General features: G+C 39.6%; 13 protein-coding genes. 9 read left to right on the top strand and 4 right to left on the bottom strand.

The features are described from left to right. Nucleotides 1-22: 22 nt before the first annotated feature. The 4 genes from ABX891_RS01980 to ABX891_RS01965 all read right to left on the bottom strand — a co-directional run bounded on the left by ABX891_RS01980 (nt 23) and on the right by ABX891_RS01965 (nt 5,912). Nucleotides 23-2,839, bottom strand: coding sequence for a TolB family protein (locus tag ABX891_RS01980; RefSeq protein WP_354628804.1), 2,817 nt, complete (start codon nt 2,837-2,839; stop codon nt 23-25). Between the two features lie 122 nt (nt 2,840-2,961). Beyond that, nucleotides 2,962-4,509 (bottom strand): PH domain-containing protein, encoded by a 1,548-nt coding sequence (locus tag ABX891_RS01975; protein ID WP_354628803.1) that lies wholly within the window; start codon nt 4,507-4,509, stop codon nt 2,962-2,964. After that, nucleotides 4,502-5,035, bottom strand: a complete 534-nt coding sequence (locus ABX891_RS01970) for a PH domain-containing protein (protein ID WP_354628802.1) — start codon at nt 5,033-5,035, stop codon at nt 4,502-4,504. Before ABX891_RS01970 ends, ABX891_RS01975 begins: the two co-directional genes overlap by 8 nt. Nucleotides 5,036-5,063: 28 nt before the next feature. Next, the gene (locus ABX891_RS01965; protein ID WP_354628801.1) at nt 5,064-5,912 is read right to left on the bottom strand and encodes a D-hexose-6-phosphate mutarotase; all 849 of its coding nucleotides are present in this window, start codon (nt 5,910-5,912) and stop codon (nt 5,064-5,066) included. A gap of 427 nt (nt 5,913-6,339) precedes the next feature. Between ABX891_RS01965 and ABX891_RS01960 the strand changes: the two genes are divergently transcribed. The 9 genes from ABX891_RS01960 to ABX891_RS01920 all read left to right on the top strand — a co-directional run bounded on the left by ABX891_RS01960 (nt 6,340) and on the right by ABX891_RS01920 (nt 15,979). Beyond that, a complete protein-coding gene (locus ABX891_RS01960) occupies nt 6,340-6,822 on the top strand; it encodes a MarR family winged helix-turn-helix transcriptional regulator (protein WP_010554531.1) in 483 nt (160 codons plus the stop codon). A 101-nt stretch (nt 6,823-6,923) separates the two neighbouring features. Beyond that, nucleotides 6,924-8,246 (top strand): putative porin, encoded by a 1,323-nt coding sequence (locus tag ABX891_RS01955; protein WP_354628800.1) that lies wholly within the window; start codon nt 6,924-6,926, stop codon nt 8,244-8,246. A gap of 127 nt (nt 8,247-8,373) precedes the next feature. Beyond that, nucleotides 8,374-8,769, top strand: a complete 396-nt coding sequence (locus ABX891_RS01950) for a YbaN family protein (protein ID WP_309167835.1) — start codon at nt 8,374-8,376, stop codon at nt 8,767-8,769. Between the two features lie 144 nt (nt 8,770-8,913). Beyond that, nucleotides 8,914-9,546 (top strand): PepSY-associated TM helix domain-containing protein, encoded by a 633-nt coding sequence (locus ABX891_RS01945; RefSeq protein ID WP_354628799.1) that lies wholly within the window; start codon nt 8,914-8,916, stop codon nt 9,544-9,546. Then, nucleotides 9,546-10,055 (top strand): DUF2271 domain-containing protein, encoded by a 510-nt coding sequence (locus tag ABX891_RS01940; RefSeq protein ID WP_024596098.1) that lies wholly within the window; start codon nt 9,546-9,548, stop codon nt 10,053-10,055. The genes ABX891_RS01945 and ABX891_RS01940 overlap by 1 nt, the downstream gene beginning before the upstream one ends. Before the next feature lie 34 nt (nt 10,056-10,089). Next, the gene (locus ABX891_RS01935) at nt 10,090-10,935 is read left to right on the top strand and encodes a DUF4198 domain-containing protein (protein WP_086993150.1); all 846 of its coding nucleotides are present in this window, start codon (nt 10,090-10,092) and stop codon (nt 10,933-10,935) included. 282 nt (nt 10,936-11,217) lie between these two features. Then, nucleotides 11,218-13,746, top strand: coding sequence for a TonB-dependent receptor plug domain-containing protein (locus ABX891_RS01930; protein WP_502936040.1), 2,529 nt, complete (start codon nt 11,218-11,220; stop codon nt 13,744-13,746). Nucleotides 13,747-13,952: 206 nt separating this feature from the next. Continuing rightward, nucleotides 13,953-14,846 carry a DUF4097 family beta strand repeat-containing protein gene (locus ABX891_RS01925; protein WP_309167839.1) on the top strand — a complete coding sequence of 298 codons (894 nt, stop codon included), beginning with the start codon at nt 13,953-13,955 and terminating at the stop codon, nt 14,844-14,846. A 209-nt stretch (nt 14,847-15,055) separates the two neighbouring features. After that, entirely contained in the window at nt 15,056-15,979 is a 924-nt protein-coding gene (locus ABX891_RS01920) for a PKD domain-containing protein (protein ID WP_354628798.1), read from the top strand. Nucleotides 15,980-15,995: the final 16 nt, after the last annotated feature.

Here is a 15,995-nt window from a genome sequence, read left to right as displayed (position 1 = left end):
AAACCGTGGTTAACTTTAAACGCTAAAGGGAATAATAAAAGCTTAGCCACGCTCGCATTTCATCTTCAAAACTGTCGCCTTCTACTCGCGACAGTCCCATATTAAATATTAAGTCATTTATACCAGCAGGCCCCATTCCAAAACTAAAATCACCTTGGTGTTTTATCCCGTAACTTTGTGCATATACGGTGCTGTCGAGTTGATGTTGCTTGTAATAAAGCCACGGCATGCCTTCTTTAAAGCTAAAGCCGCCACCGTAACCTTGATAGCGCTTTGCAGTTGCGCTGTAAAAAGGCAGCTCAGATGTAAGTACATATTCACTATTTTGCTGCTGATTAATAAGATTTGAGCTAAAGCCCCCTAATGCAAGGCTGCTGTCATCACGCTGCTTTTGAGAAAAGTTTGCATAAAGAGGAACACCAAACGCCTTACCAAAAATTTTGGCGGCTAAATCGTAACCTTGCCAATTATTATTTTTGGTGCTGCCATCGTACCAACTCGCATAAAGGCTTTGGCCTATCACAAAGTCTTGACGATCATATTGCCAATTTTGGGCAACGCCTAAACGCGTCCAATTTTTATGGCTTTGTTTATAATCAGTGTAATTGTAGGCAAGCTCTGGCGTTAAACTTAACTGCCCAAATTTAACGGGGTAACTTATTGCAGCAAAACCACCACGGGCATCCATATCTGCATTTAGGCTTTGTTGATACTGGCGCGATGTATTTAAATTATAGTCAAACAGTGCAAGTTTCAGTTTTACATCAAGCGCATTATATTTTGCCTGCACATAACCACCGTGCAGTGCTCCATCGTGTAAATCAGTGCTATATCCCGCTTGCAAGTCGAGCTGCTTTAATAAGTCGCTACTTTTAATGCTTAAATCTAACAAAATGGTAGAAGCCGAATAATACTGTGTTCCTAGTGCAAAAGTAGCGTGCTGGTCGAGTACGTTGTAATTTGTTTGCTCTGTAATTTCGTGCGTATATATTTTAGCTTTTGGAAGCGTATGTTCGTTTACAATGAGCAGCGGTGCTTTTTTATTAGCCGAAAATTCAGTAACTACAGTGCTGTTTATAGCTTTTGGCAATGTTTTTACATTTGGCCCATCTGCGGTTATCGAAAAATAGAGTAACGAGCCATCGGCCATTTCAATCGGGTGGGCAACGGCTTCCTGCCCCTGAGTTAACTTGCTGAGTGTTTTACTCTCTATGTTGTAGTTATAAATATCAGTAGCGCTATTTAAGCCCGCAACAAAGTAAAGTGACTCACCATTAAGACTAAAGCTAGGCTGACTTGAATATTGATACCCGTTTGGCATAGGTACTAATTGCTGCTGACTGCCACCTACATCTTGTATATACAATTGCCAGTTTTCATTTAATGACTTTGATAAATAAGCTAATTTAGTTTCATCAGGACTGAGTATTGGGTAATCGTAAGTTGTCTCAAGGCTTTTTGTAAATAATGGTGTGGTGGTTTGCGTATTGAGATCAACCTTTACTAATTCAGAGTAGCCATCTCTTATTTGCTCGCCATACAAGGTTTCACCGTTACTGGTTACGCTAAATCGTCGTATACCAGCAAGTTTGGTAAGCTGTGTGATATATCCAGTGTCAGTGTTATAGCTAAATATATCAGACACTTTGTTATAAATACCCGACTCTTCATTGCTGTACGCATTAAAATACAACGTTGTGCTATTTACCCATTGCGGGTTTGCAATACCGGCTCGATTAATTTGATTAAGCACTTTTTTTTGTTCGCGCTTAAACACACTTGGCGCTGTATCGGGGATGTCTTGTGCATCGTTTTCGAGTAGCTCTTTTTGCGCTTTAGTAAACTCTTCTTGCGCCTTTATGTTGTCATCCGTGCTATAAATTATAAGCTTGGTATTACTCTCTTTATCTCGCTCAACAATCGCAATTTTACTACCATCTTTTGAAAGTGCTGGGTTACTTGCATATAAGTTAAGCTCAAGCCAAAGTTCACTATTAAGTAACGGCTCCCCTTGCTCTTTTTGCATTGCTTTATAGGTATATTCAGCTATAAATCGTCGATATAGCTTGGCTGCACTTTGCCCAAACACACCGCTAAATGCTTCATCGAAGTTGCGCGTTTTTACGCCTTGCATTCGCGTCCAAACGCTATCGAGTGTTTGCTCTGAATAGTTTTTCTCTAACCAATTTAAAAAGCGGCTCCCCATTAAATAAGCCATTGAGCCGCCCATAAAGCCCTGTTCGCCATTTAATTGCCCATAGGTTGGCAAACCACCTTGCTGAGCAAATTCTCGCAGTATTGACTCTGAGTAGTTATCAAATAAACGCCCACGGCCCGTCATTTTAGACTCAATCAATGTGGCATAACCTTCGGCTACCCAGCGTGGTGTATTGCTATAGGTTAAGTCGTATAAATCCCATATGCCACGTACTTTTTGCTGCCAGTCATTGCGTGTTGGCTGTGCTAAGTGCACTAAGTGAATATATTCATGCAGTACAAGTAACTGCTGCCAGCCAGCGCTGTTTGATATAACGGTGTCGGATTGTGGTGGGGTTGTAAAAAGCGCCATTACAGGATTATTTGAGGTAGGTAGCGCAAAGCCATTTGCCGCATTTAGGGGATCAAACACCACTACATCAACTGTTTTATCAAGTGCTCGGTTTTGCTGCTCAAGCACTTTGGTGCGTACTACTTCCAGCTCTGCTGCAGTTGATTTAGCAAAATCAGCATGCTCAACACTGTAGTGAATGTTGAAATGTTCGGTATGAATAGTTTGCCAATCGGCTGCAAAGCTCGGTGCTGCTAGTAATAAAGCTGATGCGATAAGTGTTTTTTTCATGAGCGTCCCTAAAAGAATTCCTTAATACCATCTAGGGTATTATTAAATGTCTTTCATGGGCAGTAAGAAAATGTAATAAAACATGTGAAAATGAGTATTTACACATGTTTTATTAGGGTGATTTACATCCAGCTGCGAGTATCTAACTCAATCTGCTTAATTGTAAAATCAATAATAAAGTCAGCATCTTGCTGCTTTATGTAGGGCATAAATGCAAAGCCCGAAGCAAGTTGTATATACAGGCTTTTTAAGCCTGACTTTCTCATTAGGTACGTACTTATACTGCGTGCACTTTGCGCTTTATAAAGCTCAAAAACACGGTAATGAACGCCAATCAACCCTTTGCGTACAACCATGTAAAATCGGCCATTATCTTCATGCATGTAATAACCATAACGCTGATACGATAAAGTTACCAAGCCAGAAAACACCACCAAAACACCAAGGCTAATCAAAGTATTAATATCAGCAATAAAACAAAAGCCAAACACGAGTGCACTCGGTAACAGTGAATAAAAGCCTAAATTTTTATACAAAAGCGCTCGCTCTGCGCGCTTAAAAGCGAGTTTTTTACTATTAAACCACGGGTAAATCCACTGGCATACACTATCAACTTGTTCGCTATTTAATACAGGTAATACTAAGGTTTGTTTATTTTTTTTAGCCGCAACACCGGCTGCTATTCCGCCGCTACTTGCTTGCAAGCACTCAACGGTAAATCGCTTTAGCAATCGCCCCATTAGGTTTTGCTTAATAACAATAGATTGCACTTTATCCATGCTCATAGAAAGCTGATGGCGCTCTAACAAGCCAGCAATACGTTTAAACTTTTGACCTTTAAAATAAAGCTCAAAGTTATAAAAACGAATAAGCGACATAGTCACCGATAGCATTACAGCCACCAAAACTAACAAAACAATTAAGGTGATCATCGCAAAGGTAGCAGCACTTGCCAGCATACCAAGCTCTTGTTGGTAAAAGCCTTCTACTTTCGCAATAATTTGCTTCTCTAAAAAATCAACAATTAGGTTTATAAAAGGGGCCAAAGCAGCCATTGCAAAAATGGCCATATTCGACATCAAACCAAATTTGGCTATTTCTTTATTGCTAATGCTTAGGCTGTTTTCGATAGTGTCTGTTTTGCTTTGTTCAGTATTTGGTGCTTCTTGCTGTTGCTGCGCTTTAAAATCAAATATTTGTTTACGCATTTGCTGTGCATAGTCTTTAGTGACACCAGGTAAAACAACTTCTTGCGACACACTGCCAGCTGCATCAAAAATACAATTAACTAAGTTTACGGGGGTAAAATAAAACGGCTCGGCAATATTAACGTTTTGCACACGGCCAAATTTAAGCGTAAGTCGCTCTTTTTTAAATACACCTTTGTTAAGCAATATTTCGTTGTCGCTACTAATACTAAACTTAAAATTTAAATAATATAAAAATGAGTAAACAAGTAGCAAAATTAGTGCAATACCGCCTGCAACCTGCGCCCAAAACAATTTATTTTCTACTTGAGTAACAAACACGACAAGCATAGGTAGTAAGTTTAAAAGGCCATCTTTTACAAAGCGCACACTAAAGTGCACAACAAAGTATAAAAGTGCCCAGGGCGATACTTTTTGCCAGTAAATAGGGCTCGCTTTATCTTCGATAGTTGTATTACTCATCGACTAAAGCTGCCTGAGTAGTTGCGTCGTCTTGACGGTAGTTTTGTACAAATTGGCGCATATTTTTACAATCATCATGGGTTAGCCCGCTAATTTGTAAATCCGCACTTACACCGCCAGCGCTAAATAATTTAATGCTCGCAAGGCTAAGTTTTCGCTCTATTGGCCCTTGGTGTATTTCCATATGCTGTACACGCGCTAAAGGTAATACCGTCACTTGTTGCCAAATAACGCCTTTTTTAAAAGCAATGTCATGATCTCGCACTGCAAAACCTCGCAGCCTCACACTTATCATGTTGTACGCTATAGATACGGCTACCAAAATAGGCATACCAATTAGCAAATATGTTTGTGCGTTATTAGCAAAGGCTTCATTAAAATAACAAACAGCAATAAGCGCTCCAATTAGCGGTACATAAAACAGAAGCGAGCTAAGCTGTGTATGTAATAAGGCTTTATCAGCCAATGGCTTAAAGCTAATATCACTATGCTTTGGTAAATCCATTATTTGTTGATTGTTAAACACTATTTATCCCTATTACTGCTTTAATTACTTACCAACTAATGGTGGTTATTAAGGTGTGGCTTTGTTTTGGCTCAAGCGTTACTTCATCTGTCAGTACATTAGCGGCCTCTAGACACAGCATTGTTTTATATTCATCGTCAGCAAAGTTAGATAAGCGTTTTGATTTTTCTATCCATGGGTTCCACAGCACACACGAACTTGAGTTTTCCCGGCTCACATTAATAACACCTTCTGGCGTGTTAATGGTTTGTACTGCATTTGCTTGTGTATAAACCATGTCGGTTTCGCGATTAAAGCTTACTACATCATTTTGTACAAATGGCCCTTCACTAAACTCAATATATTGCGCGCCTTGCAAACCATCAACATGGGTATTTGTAATATCTGAGGTTGGAAAATAGGTATGCAATGCTTGAGTAAAGCTAAATGGCACACTTCCTAAGTTAGTGGTCGTTAAGCGAACCTGTAATTTATCGCTTAATATAAACTCAACTTTTAATGCGGACTGATGCGGCCAATACGTTGTATTAACAAGTTTCATGGGGAGCTTTAAACTAACTGTAATTTTCTCATCAGATTCGTGTACTTCATCGGCTTGCCATACGCTTGTGCGCGCAAAACCGTGGGCAGGCCACCCATCATTAGCGTGTGTACCAAACCACGGCCAACAAATAGGAATACCGCCTCGAATACTCGCCCCTTCTTGATAAGTTTCCTCTTGTGAAACCCAAATAAGTGGCTTGTTATTTTTAGGGATAAACTCGGTAATTTGCCCACCTTGCAAAAATATTTTTGCGTCGCACTTTTCACTAGCTACTTTAATAAACTCAAGTCCGGATTCGCTTTGCTCAATGCTAACTGATGGCGATAATTTCATACCTTCCCCTATAATACTGATACTAAAGATTTTTAATGTTTACATCTAAACAATAATGCATGCTTAAAGTATACGCTATTGATATTAAATATTGATTGCTGAATTTGTTCATTACCGATTAATACATATACAGTAAACTCACAAATAATTACTTTGTACTAACAGCTGTAAATGAATAATACTAAAGTCTATACAATAAGACTTGCCAATTATTCACAACATACGTACTGTGCGCAACTTAATGCACACAAGGTGCTAAGAAAATTTACCAATATTTAAACAATATAATTTTACATTAGTTACTGCTCTAACTATTAAAAACCAATAAAAGCGGGCTAAAGTACAATATATTATTTGAATTCAATTTATTTGATGTGTAACATTTCGCGATTACGGCAAACTACCGCCCCATCGATGAGATAAGCAAATGCAAAAATATGACGAGTTATTGGTTTCTTTACGTAAAGTGATCCGCGCGATTGACTTACATTCTAAGCAGCTAAATAAAACTTCGGGTTTAACTGGCCCACAATTGCTTATAATGCAAGAAGTTAAAAAAACCGATGGAATAACGGCGAGCCGTATTGCTCAAAACGTAAATTTAAGCCCAGCAACGGTCACCAATATTCTCGACAGAATAGAAAGCAGAAACTTAGTAACACGCGTACGCAGTCAAATGGATAAACGCAGAGTGAGCTTATACCTCACCGAAAAAGGAAAAGAGTTACTTGATAAAGCACCTCAGCCATTGCAAGAACACTTTATTGAAAAGTTTTCTGCACTTGCTGAGTGGGAACAGAGCCTTTTACTCTCATCAATGCAGCGTGTAGCCGCAATGATGGATGCAGATAAATTAGATGCATCGCCCCTTCTAGAAGTTGGTGCGCTTACTCAAGCTCCTAAAGAATAAATAATAAAAAAAATACATAGTTTTTGTACTTACTCTAAACGTAAGGCGTTTTTTTACATCTTGAATTTTTTTATTTTTTAATCACAAGCAGAGCGGCTATTATGACTAAACTCTCAAAATTGACACTAGCACTAGTTCTAGGTGGTGTTACAAGTACTTCTTATGCGTCTGATGATCTAGACACGTTACAAAGCCAACTTAAGCAGTTAAAGCAACAAATGCAACTGCTTGAAAATAAGTTAGCTGATGAAAAAACAAAACAGCAAAAAATTAATGAGCAACACAAGCAAGAAGTTGCAAAAATTAGTAAAAAAGCAGATCAAAAAGAGGTTGTAGTAGCAGCCGCTGAGTCTGAAACAAAAGATGAAGGCATTAAAGTTGGTGGAGCAATACGCTTTAATTACAGCACCAACACATACGATGAAGATACCCAAGATCGCGGTGGCGATTTTGATTTTGATATTTTCCGTATAAATGTATCTGGTGAAATTAACGATATTTCACTGAACGGTGAAGTACGTTTTTACGATTATATGACCGTTGTTAAATATGCTTACTTAGGTTACGAGTTTGCAGATGGCTGGGAAGGACAAGCAGGTATTGCACCCGTGCCTTTTGGTAATGGCCCATATAACTCACACAACTACTTTTTTAGTACTAACTACTATGTTGGCCTAGAAGATGACTTTGATTTAGGTGTAGTAGTAAAACGTAAACTTAAAGATAACTGGAAGCTAGACCTAGGCTTTTTCAAAAATGATGAGCTAGGTGGAGTAGACGGTGGTTCCGATAAAAGCAAGCGTTACTCTTACGATATAGTTGGAAGTGGTACTTATGATTCTGAAGCTGGGATTACTGAAGGTAACAATATTGGTGAATACAATACGTTTGCCGGGCGTGCGACGTATCAAATTGAGCACAGCAAAAATATAACTACCGATGTGGGTGTATCATTATTAAGTGGTGGCTTACATGACGGTAACGACCGTGCAGGTAACTACGGTGCATGGGCATTTCATGTTGATAGCACAATTAACAACTGGAATATCCAATTTCAACACGGTGAATACGACTACGACCTAGATGACAGTAGCGACCGTTTTGTTGTTGGTGCGTATGCTTATTACGATACCGTATCTAGCGAAGCAACTATGACTAACTTTAACGTTGCTTATAATTACTCGCTTGATTGGGGCCCAGTTACCGACATTCAATTTTACAACGATTACGGCATTATTTATGACAAGTCTGACGACAGCGCAGATACATGGATGAACGTAACGGGTATGAGTGTTGCTGCAGGTGGTTTCTTTAGTTACTTCGACTTTATTCAAGCACGTAACCAGCCATTTATTGGCGGAACAATTATTGGTGATGGCGATACAGAACGTCGCTTCAACATAAATATTGGTTACTACTTCTAAACTGTTAACCGCATTTATTTTTAAAAGGGCAAACTTAGTTTGCCCTTTTTTATTGATTTTAAGCTTCGAATTAATAGCTATTTAGCCTACAATTAGAGATACCATAACACGCCTAAAAAGAGCCTAAGTGAATATAAAAGCAGTGTTTATTTGTTATAAAAACTTATGGTTTAAAGCGCTTGGCTTAATACTTGTAGCCTTGGGTATTATTGGCATTGTGTTACCGGTCATGCCTACCACTATATTTTTTATTTTAGCGCTCACCTGCTTTACTCGCTCATCACCCGCGCTCGAACAATGGCTGTTAAACCACCCTCGTTACGGTGCAACTTTGCAACAATGGCAAGCCCATAAAGTAGTGCCTGTAAAAGCCAAATGCTACGCCGCCATTGGCATGTTAATTGGATTTATATTTTTACTGTATTCAGCCGCCCCTATTTGGGTTATTTATCTCGTTGCAGTAATAGAAGTATTGGTAATGATTTACCTTATTTTAAGACCTTCCAGCCCTCCTAAACAGTAAATAGGCACTTTATGGTTAAGTCTCACTTTTTAACCGGTATATATCCTTTATTTTTAAAGTTTTTATGTAAAGATAAGTAAGTAAATTTGTAATAGCTAATGCAAATCATTATCATGTTGTAAATTTAATTTATTAACTGTTTTTATGTCGTTTATTAATAAGCGGGCTTTGTATAGTACAAGCCGTGCTCTACATATTTATATTTCTACAGCTTTGTTTTTTTTGCTTATTTTATTTTGCGTTAGCGGCATTGTGCTTAATCACGTCGATTGGCTTAAAAACGATAAAAATAACGGTCAAGTAACCGCAACGATTCCTGCAGAGCTAGTTACTAAAGCAAATGCACAGCTAAATACGTTGCCTACGCTATATCCTGAAATAGAAGCTTATTTAGCTAAGCAGTATTCACTCACAAAAGTAAAAAGTATTGAGTGGGAAAAAGAAGATGCACTTGTCATGCTCGACTACCCACTACCAGCGGGGTTTGCTTATGCCGAACTCGACTTTACAACTGGCGAGCTAAATCTTGATTACCAAACAGGTGGCTTTTTAAGCCTTATTGGCGACTTACATAAAGGCCGCCACAGCGGTGAAGTATGGAGTTGGGTAATTGATATATCTGCCGTACTAATGATTTTATTTGCCATCACCGGCATGATTATTTTGTTTCAAAATAGAAAAAAACGCTTAGCAGGAATATGGATAACCGTACTAGGAGTGGCAACTCCACTGGTTATTTATTTATGTTGGGTTCCACAAATAAAAGGAGTGTCTTAATGGTTAAATTTAAATTATTTATAAGCGCCGCATTACTGCTCGTAGCTGCGTTTTTTCAAACAACGGCGCATGCAAAAACACCACAGCTAGAGGTTGAATTAACGCTTCCTGACTTAGAAGTACAACCGTATCACCGCCCATACGTTGCAGTTTGGCTTGAAACACCAGAGCGCAAACACGTTACAACGCTTGCACTTTGGGTGCAAAAAGCAGAATGGTTTAAAGACTTACGCCAATGGTGGCGTAAAGCCGGTAAAAGCGATGCCAACTTTGACGGCATTAGCGGCGCAACAAAACGCGCAGGTACTTACACCATAAATTGGCAAGGTAATGATTTAGACGGTAACCCAGTAAAACCAGGTAAATACTTACTAAATATTGAAGTTGTACGCGAAGAAGGCGGCAGAGACTACACCCGCGTTGAGCTTGATTTAACTAAATCAGGCAAACTAACAATTGATGGTAAAAACGAGTTTTCTAAAAGCTTCGTCACTGTAAGCACTAAGTAGCTGCTACTTAATCATTTGAATTTAAGGAAATACAATGAAAATTAATTTATTAAAAACGGCATTAATCGGCGCATTGAGCTTATCTGCTTTAGTGTCAACTTCAGCAAGTGCACACGGACGTTGGTTACTACCTTCGCATACATCTTTATCAGGCGATAAAGCGCATTACGTAATGATTGACGCAAGTATTTCAAACGAAATTTTTGCACCAGACAAAGCCTTTAAACCTAAAGAAAAAGGCGCCGAGTACGACGACACATTATTAATGGCACTTGCGCCTAATGGTGAGCCAGTAAGCGACACCATTCGTGCTTATTACTTAAAGCGTAAAAGCTCAGCTGCAGTAAGCTTAACAGAGCAAGGCACTTACCATATTGCAATGACCCAAAAGCCAATGTACATGACCTTCTATAAAAACGAAGAAGGTAAGCGCAAGCGCGTATTTGGTAAAAAAACAGACGCCGAGTTACCTAGCAATGCAAAAGATGTAACTACAACGAAGGTTGTTTCAACAGTAGATACATTTGTAAGCCGAAATGGCACCTCAAAGCCTGCACAGTTAGGTTTAGGCTTAGAGCTTAGCGGTCCAACGCATCCAAACGATTTATTTGTAGGTGAGCAAGCACGTTTTCAATTACTACAAGATGGTAAATCTGCTGGTGAAGGCATTGAAGTAAGTATTTTAAAAGGTGACACTCGTTACCGTAACGAGCGTGGCGAAGTAAAAGTAACTACCGATAAAAATGGTATGTTCACAACTACGTGGAAAGAGCCTGGCTTATACCTAATAGAAACATCTAACGATGTTGAAGTAAACGAAGAAGGCGTAGACGCTGGCCGTTATGCTTTATTCACAACACTTGAAGTTGCGCCTGAATAATTTTATTCACGTAGGTTAGCACCTTATAAAGGCTGAGCACTTGCTTGGCCTTTTTACTTTTTAATAACTTTTATCCACGCTCCCCCTTGAATTCGCAACCATTCGACACAAGATTGCAACTGAAACGATCCAAACGTCTCTATCGTTCATAAACACTGACCTTATGTGTTAACAACTTAGAATATCTTAGATAGTTTTTATCTTTGCACTAGGGTAGCCGCTTCTATATGATGCGCTCCTTCTAAAAATCAATAGTCAGCAGCCCTTAAGGGAATCAACATCATGTTAAAGCAATTATCAGCCAAAAAAGTAGCACTTAGTCTGGCCGTTACCTCTGCGCTTAGCGCGTCTTATTCACCAGCGTTTGCTGCTGAGCAAGACACACAAGCTCAAGAAAGTATTGAAGTCATTTCGGTTACTGGTACACGTAGAAGTTTACGTAGTATTGCCGAAAGTACCGTACCTGTAGATATTATTACCAGCGGTGATATGCAAAGTACGGGTCAGCTAGAAATAAGCCAAATACTAGCAAACCAAGTACCTAGCTTTAACTACCCAAGTGCCACTATGGGTGATGGTACTGACCATGCAAAACCAGCTGTTTTACGTGGTTTAGCACCCGATCACACCCTAGTGCTAATTAATGGCAAACGCCGCCATGCAGGCGCGTTATTAAACTTAGCGGGTGTTGTTGGCCGTGGCTCTACTGCTGTTGATTTAAACATGATTCCAACTTCAGCTATTAAACGTGTTGAAGTACTGCGTGACGGTGCTGCAGCGCAGTACGGCTCAGACGCCATTGCAGGCGTAATTAACATTGTACTTAAAGATGCCTCAGAAGGCGGTAGCGTAAGCGTAACGTACGGTAAATACGATACACAAATGGCCGGTGTACCGCAACTAAATAGCACTTATGCGGATGATAACGGCAAACTTGCATTTAATTTAGGCGACGATCGTCACGTTAACGACGGTAGTACCCGCACAATTAGCGCAAACTCAGGTTTTTCATTAACAGACAATGGCTTTGTAAACGTATCAATTGAATACCGCGATAACGACTCAACTCAACGCTCTGGCTTTGACCCACGCGAACAATACAGCCGTCTTGATGATGGCAGCTTAGACCCACGCGAATTTACTATCGATCGTTACAATCACCGTTTTGGTAAAGCTGACCTTGAAGATTACGCGTTGTTTTACAACATGGGTTACGATTTAGATAACGGCTTAAACTTATACTCTTTTGGTAGCTACTCTAAGCGTGAAGGCAACTCAGGCGGATTTTATCGCCGAGCTGTAGATAAAAATAACATTTTAGACGTTTACCCTAATGGCTTTTTGCCACAAATTGAAACCGACGTAGAAGATTACTCTCTCGCTCTTGGTTTACAAGGTGAAACAGGCGACTGGACATGGGATGTAAGTACCAACTACGGCCGCAACGACTTTGCATTAGGCGTAGTAAATAGCTTAAATACATCTTTAGGTGCCACCAGCCAAACCGAATTTGATAACGGCGCATTGGTTTATGCCCAATTTATTGTTAATGGAGATGCCAGCACAGCATTTGATTTAGGTTTACCAGATGACGTATTTTTTACTATAGGTGCTGAATACCGCCACGAAAGCTACAAAATAGAACAAGGCGAAGAAGCTTCTTATATTACCGCGCTTGATAGTAACGGCAACCCAATTGCAGAAGGTGGTGCACAGGTACTATCTGGTTTTGGTCCGCAAAGTGTTACCGACGAAAGCCGCCACAACGTAGCACTTTTTGTTGAATTTGATACCTACTTAACAGAAAAGTGGAATGTGGTTTTAGCCAGCCGTTATGAAGATTACAGCGACTTTGGCGACACATTCACCTCAAAAATAGCAACGCGTTACAGTATTACTGATAACTTATCGTTACGTGGTGCAGCAAGTACCGGCTTTCGCGCGCCATCGCTAGCACAAAGCTCGTATCGTCAAATATCAACCATACTTGAAAACAATCAAGCGTTTGAAGTAGCTTTATTTCCAAGTGACTCTCCAGCAGCACAAGCATTAGGCGCTAAAAAACTAGACGCTGAAGACTCTGTAAACTTAACCGCTGGCTTTGTCTACACTCAAGGTAATTTTAGCCTAACGGTTGATGCATATCGTATTGATATTGATGACCGGATTGTACTCTCTGAAAATCTAGCCGGTGCAGCAGTTGCGCAAATTTTAGCAAACGCTGGTGAGCTAAACACCGACAGGGTACGCTACTTTACCAATGCAATAGACTCACGTACGCAAGGTGTTGATATAGTTGCCACTTATAACCTAGATTTAGACAACTTAGGTGATTTACGCCTAAACGTAGCCGCTAACTTTAACGACACCGAAGTAACACACGTAAACGACAACCCAAGCGAACTTAACTCACTAGGTGACGACTACGTAGTGTTTGCACGTCGTGAAGTAGGTCGCTTTGAAGAAGGCACGCCAGATAGCAAATGGAATCTATCAGCAGTGTGGAACTTTAACGAATGGCAAACAACGCTTCGTGCCACACGTTATGGTGAAGTCGCTGATATATCAACCACAGCTGATCGCGATGAATACCTAGACCCTAAGTGGATCACCGACCTAGAAGTGGCATACCGTCCAGACGAATATTGGAAATTTGCCGTTGGTGCAAACAACTTATTCGATCAATACCCACAAGCAACTGTGGATAACATTGGTTACTCTGACTTTGGCCAAATATTCCCGTACACCCCGTATGCACCTTACGGATTAGACGGACGCTTTTTATACGGTAATATTACTTACAGCTTTTAATTAGTTCCCTAATAAAAGCTGAGCAATTATAAAAGGATGCATCGCGCATCCTTTTATATTAATAATTAGTTATTTTAACCACTTATTAGTATTTCAACTTTCATAAAAAACAACCACCCTATATAAAACAACAGCTTACATTTCGGCCTCATTTTTGCTCTATATTGTTTATATAAATACAAACAATAAATACCAAAGGACTAAACATGAGCTCATCAACACAATTAAGCATTACAAAACCACTTTCACTTGTTGGCGGCATTTTATTATTAAGTGGCTGTGTATTTCACATATCGCCAAGCGTTGCCTCAGTAAAGCAAACTCAACAGCTATCACTGCCAAGCAATAATCTTGAGTATTTAAATGTATTAAGCGGTGCAGGTAGCCTTGAAATAAAAGGCTCAAAAACGGCCATCAGAATTAGTGTTAACGCCACCATTTACACAGCCGACATTGAAGACGAATACGAACTAACGCTCGAGCAAGACGGTAAACAGGCAAAGCTTGTTGCCCAAAATAAAAGTCGTAATGGTATTAGCTTTTACAGTGGCCAATCTCCAAGTATTAATTTAGTGGTTACTGTGCCAAGTAATCTAAATTTAGATATTGATGATGGCTCTGGCGACATTTTAATAAATGCTATGCAAAGCAATATTGATGTAAAAGACGGCTCAGGAAATTTAACAATAAGCGGGGCTAAAAACCTAACTGTTGACGATGGATCAGGTGAAGTAAACTTTGAAAACATCGCAGGTAATTTAGAATTAACCGACGGCTCTGACAGTATTCATATAAACAACGTAAGTGGCAATGCAACTATTGACGATGGTTCTGGCGAAATGCACGTGAGCAACATAACCGGTTCGCTAAACGTTGAAGATGGATCGGGTGATATAGTAATAAGCCATATTAGCGGTGCAGTTAATGTTGATGATAACTCTGGCGACCTGCTTATTGAGTATATTGGTTCAAGTGTAACAATTGAAGACGGTTCGGGTGATATTCGCGTTAATCATGCAAAGGGGCTGACTATTACTGAGTCGGGCTCGGGCGATGTAAGTATCGATAATATTAGCGGTTCAGTAAAAGTAGCAGACTAACTTTATTTAACTGCCATTTAATATACTTTATGCCCTCTCAATCTGGGCATAAAGCACTCCCCTCAAAGTATAAATGATTCAAAATTAGCACTGTTTCACGTTAACTATTTCCTAAAATAATGCAAAAGTACTTATTTGATTTATTTTTTTGCTTTATAGCTAATTTAGGTACATATTGATATTCAACTTATTAAAAGGATATTAATATTATGAAATGGAAGTTATTAATTTTAATTACTGCTTTATTCACCCTCGTAGCTTGTGGCTCTGGAGGTTCAGACTCCAAAACAGTAACTAAACCAGTCAGTACTAACACAAAGCCTATTGCAGTTATTACTACCGAGCAATCGGAGTTTAAAGTAAATACCACCCTCGTTTTTAGCGCAGCACAAAGTAGTGACCCTGATGGCGATGCACTCACCTATCAATGGCAATTAACCAGCAAAAATGCGCAAGTAGAAATACCGATTACGGTTAATAATGAAAGTACCGTTGAGTTTTCAGTATCTGAAGCACAAGAGTACCAATTAGTATTAACCGTGAATGACGGCAAGCTTTCAAGCACACCTGCACAAAAACAATTCACCGTTACTGCAAATACCCAACTAATTGCTAACGCAGGTAGCACACAAACCGTTAAACAAGGTGATGTTGTGCTTTTAAATGGCGCGCAAAGTAGCACAACCAGCGGCGCCATTAATCAATACAAATGGCAATTTATTACCAAGCCCGTAGCAAGTAATGCAACGCTTGAAAATGCGACTCAAGTAAAAAGCCAGTTTGTTGCAGACGAAATAGGCGAGTTTAAAGTTGAGCTTACCGTTACTAATTCACAAGGTGATACAGCAAGCACTGTCGTACTCATAAAAAGTGAATCGCTTAATTCTAACTCATCACCACAAGCGGTTATTAACGTAGAAAATAAAACAATTGCCCCAAATGAAGTTGTTACACTTTATGGTAACCAAAGCACTGATCCCGATAAAAACGATACGCTTAGTTATGCGTGGGCAATTACATCAAAACCCCAGGGCAGCACGCCGGCTCTTTCAAACATGCAAAATCATACCGCTGGATTTTCAGCGTCAACAGCTGGAGATTACTCGCTTTCACTCACTGTTACCGATCAATAAAGCGAAAGTGATACCG

The sequence above is a fragment of the Pseudoalteromonas sp. NCIMB 1079 genome (genome assembly GCF_040567695.1).
Classification (GTDB): Bacteria; Pseudomonadota; Gammaproteobacteria; order Enterobacterales; family Alteromonadaceae; genus Pseudoalteromonas; species Pseudoalteromonas distincta.
The sequence above is the reverse complement of the archived record's forward strand: the minus strand, read 5'-3'. Positions and strand labels throughout refer to the sequence as shown.

Bases quoted from the DNA above. Each gene is read 5' to 3' on its own strand.
- ABX891_RS01920 (WP_354628798.1), top strand. From the start codon at position 15,056: ATGAAATGGAAGTTATTAATTTTAATTACTGCTTTATTCACCCTCGTA.
- ABX891_RS01930 (WP_502936040.1), top strand. From the start codon at position 11,218: ATGTTAAAGCAATTATCAGCCAAAAAAGTAGCACTTAGTCTGGCCGTT.
- ABX891_RS01925 (WP_309167839.1), top strand. From the start codon at position 13,953: ATGAGCTCATCAACACAATTAAGCATTACAAAACCACTTTCACTTGTT.
- ABX891_RS01940 (WP_024596098.1), top strand. From the start codon at position 9,546: ATGGTTAAATTTAAATTATTTATAAGCGCCGCATTACTGCTCGTAGCT.
- ABX891_RS01975 (WP_354628803.1), bottom strand. From the start codon at position 4,509: ATGAGTAATACAACTATCGAAGATAAAGCGAGCCCTATTTACTGGCAA.
- ABX891_RS01965 (WP_354628801.1), bottom strand. From the start codon at position 5,912: ATGAAATTATCGCCATCAGTTAGCATTGAGCAAAGCGAATCCGGACTT.
- ABX891_RS01960 (WP_010554531.1), top strand. From the start codon at position 6,340: ATGCAAAAATATGACGAGTTATTGGTTTCTTTACGTAAAGTGATCCGC.
- ABX891_RS01935 (WP_086993150.1), top strand. From the start codon at position 10,090: ATGAAAATTAATTTATTAAAAACGGCATTAATCGGCGCATTGAGCTTA.
- ABX891_RS01955 (WP_354628800.1), top strand. From the start codon at position 6,924: ATGACTAAACTCTCAAAATTGACACTAGCACTAGTTCTAGGTGGTGTT.
- ABX891_RS01945 (WP_354628799.1), top strand. From the start codon at position 8,914: ATGTCGTTTATTAATAAGCGGGCTTTGTATAGTACAAGCCGTGCTCTA.
- ABX891_RS01980 (WP_354628804.1), bottom strand. From the start codon at position 2,839: ATGAAAAAAACACTTATCGCATCAGCTTTATTACTAGCAGCACCGAGC.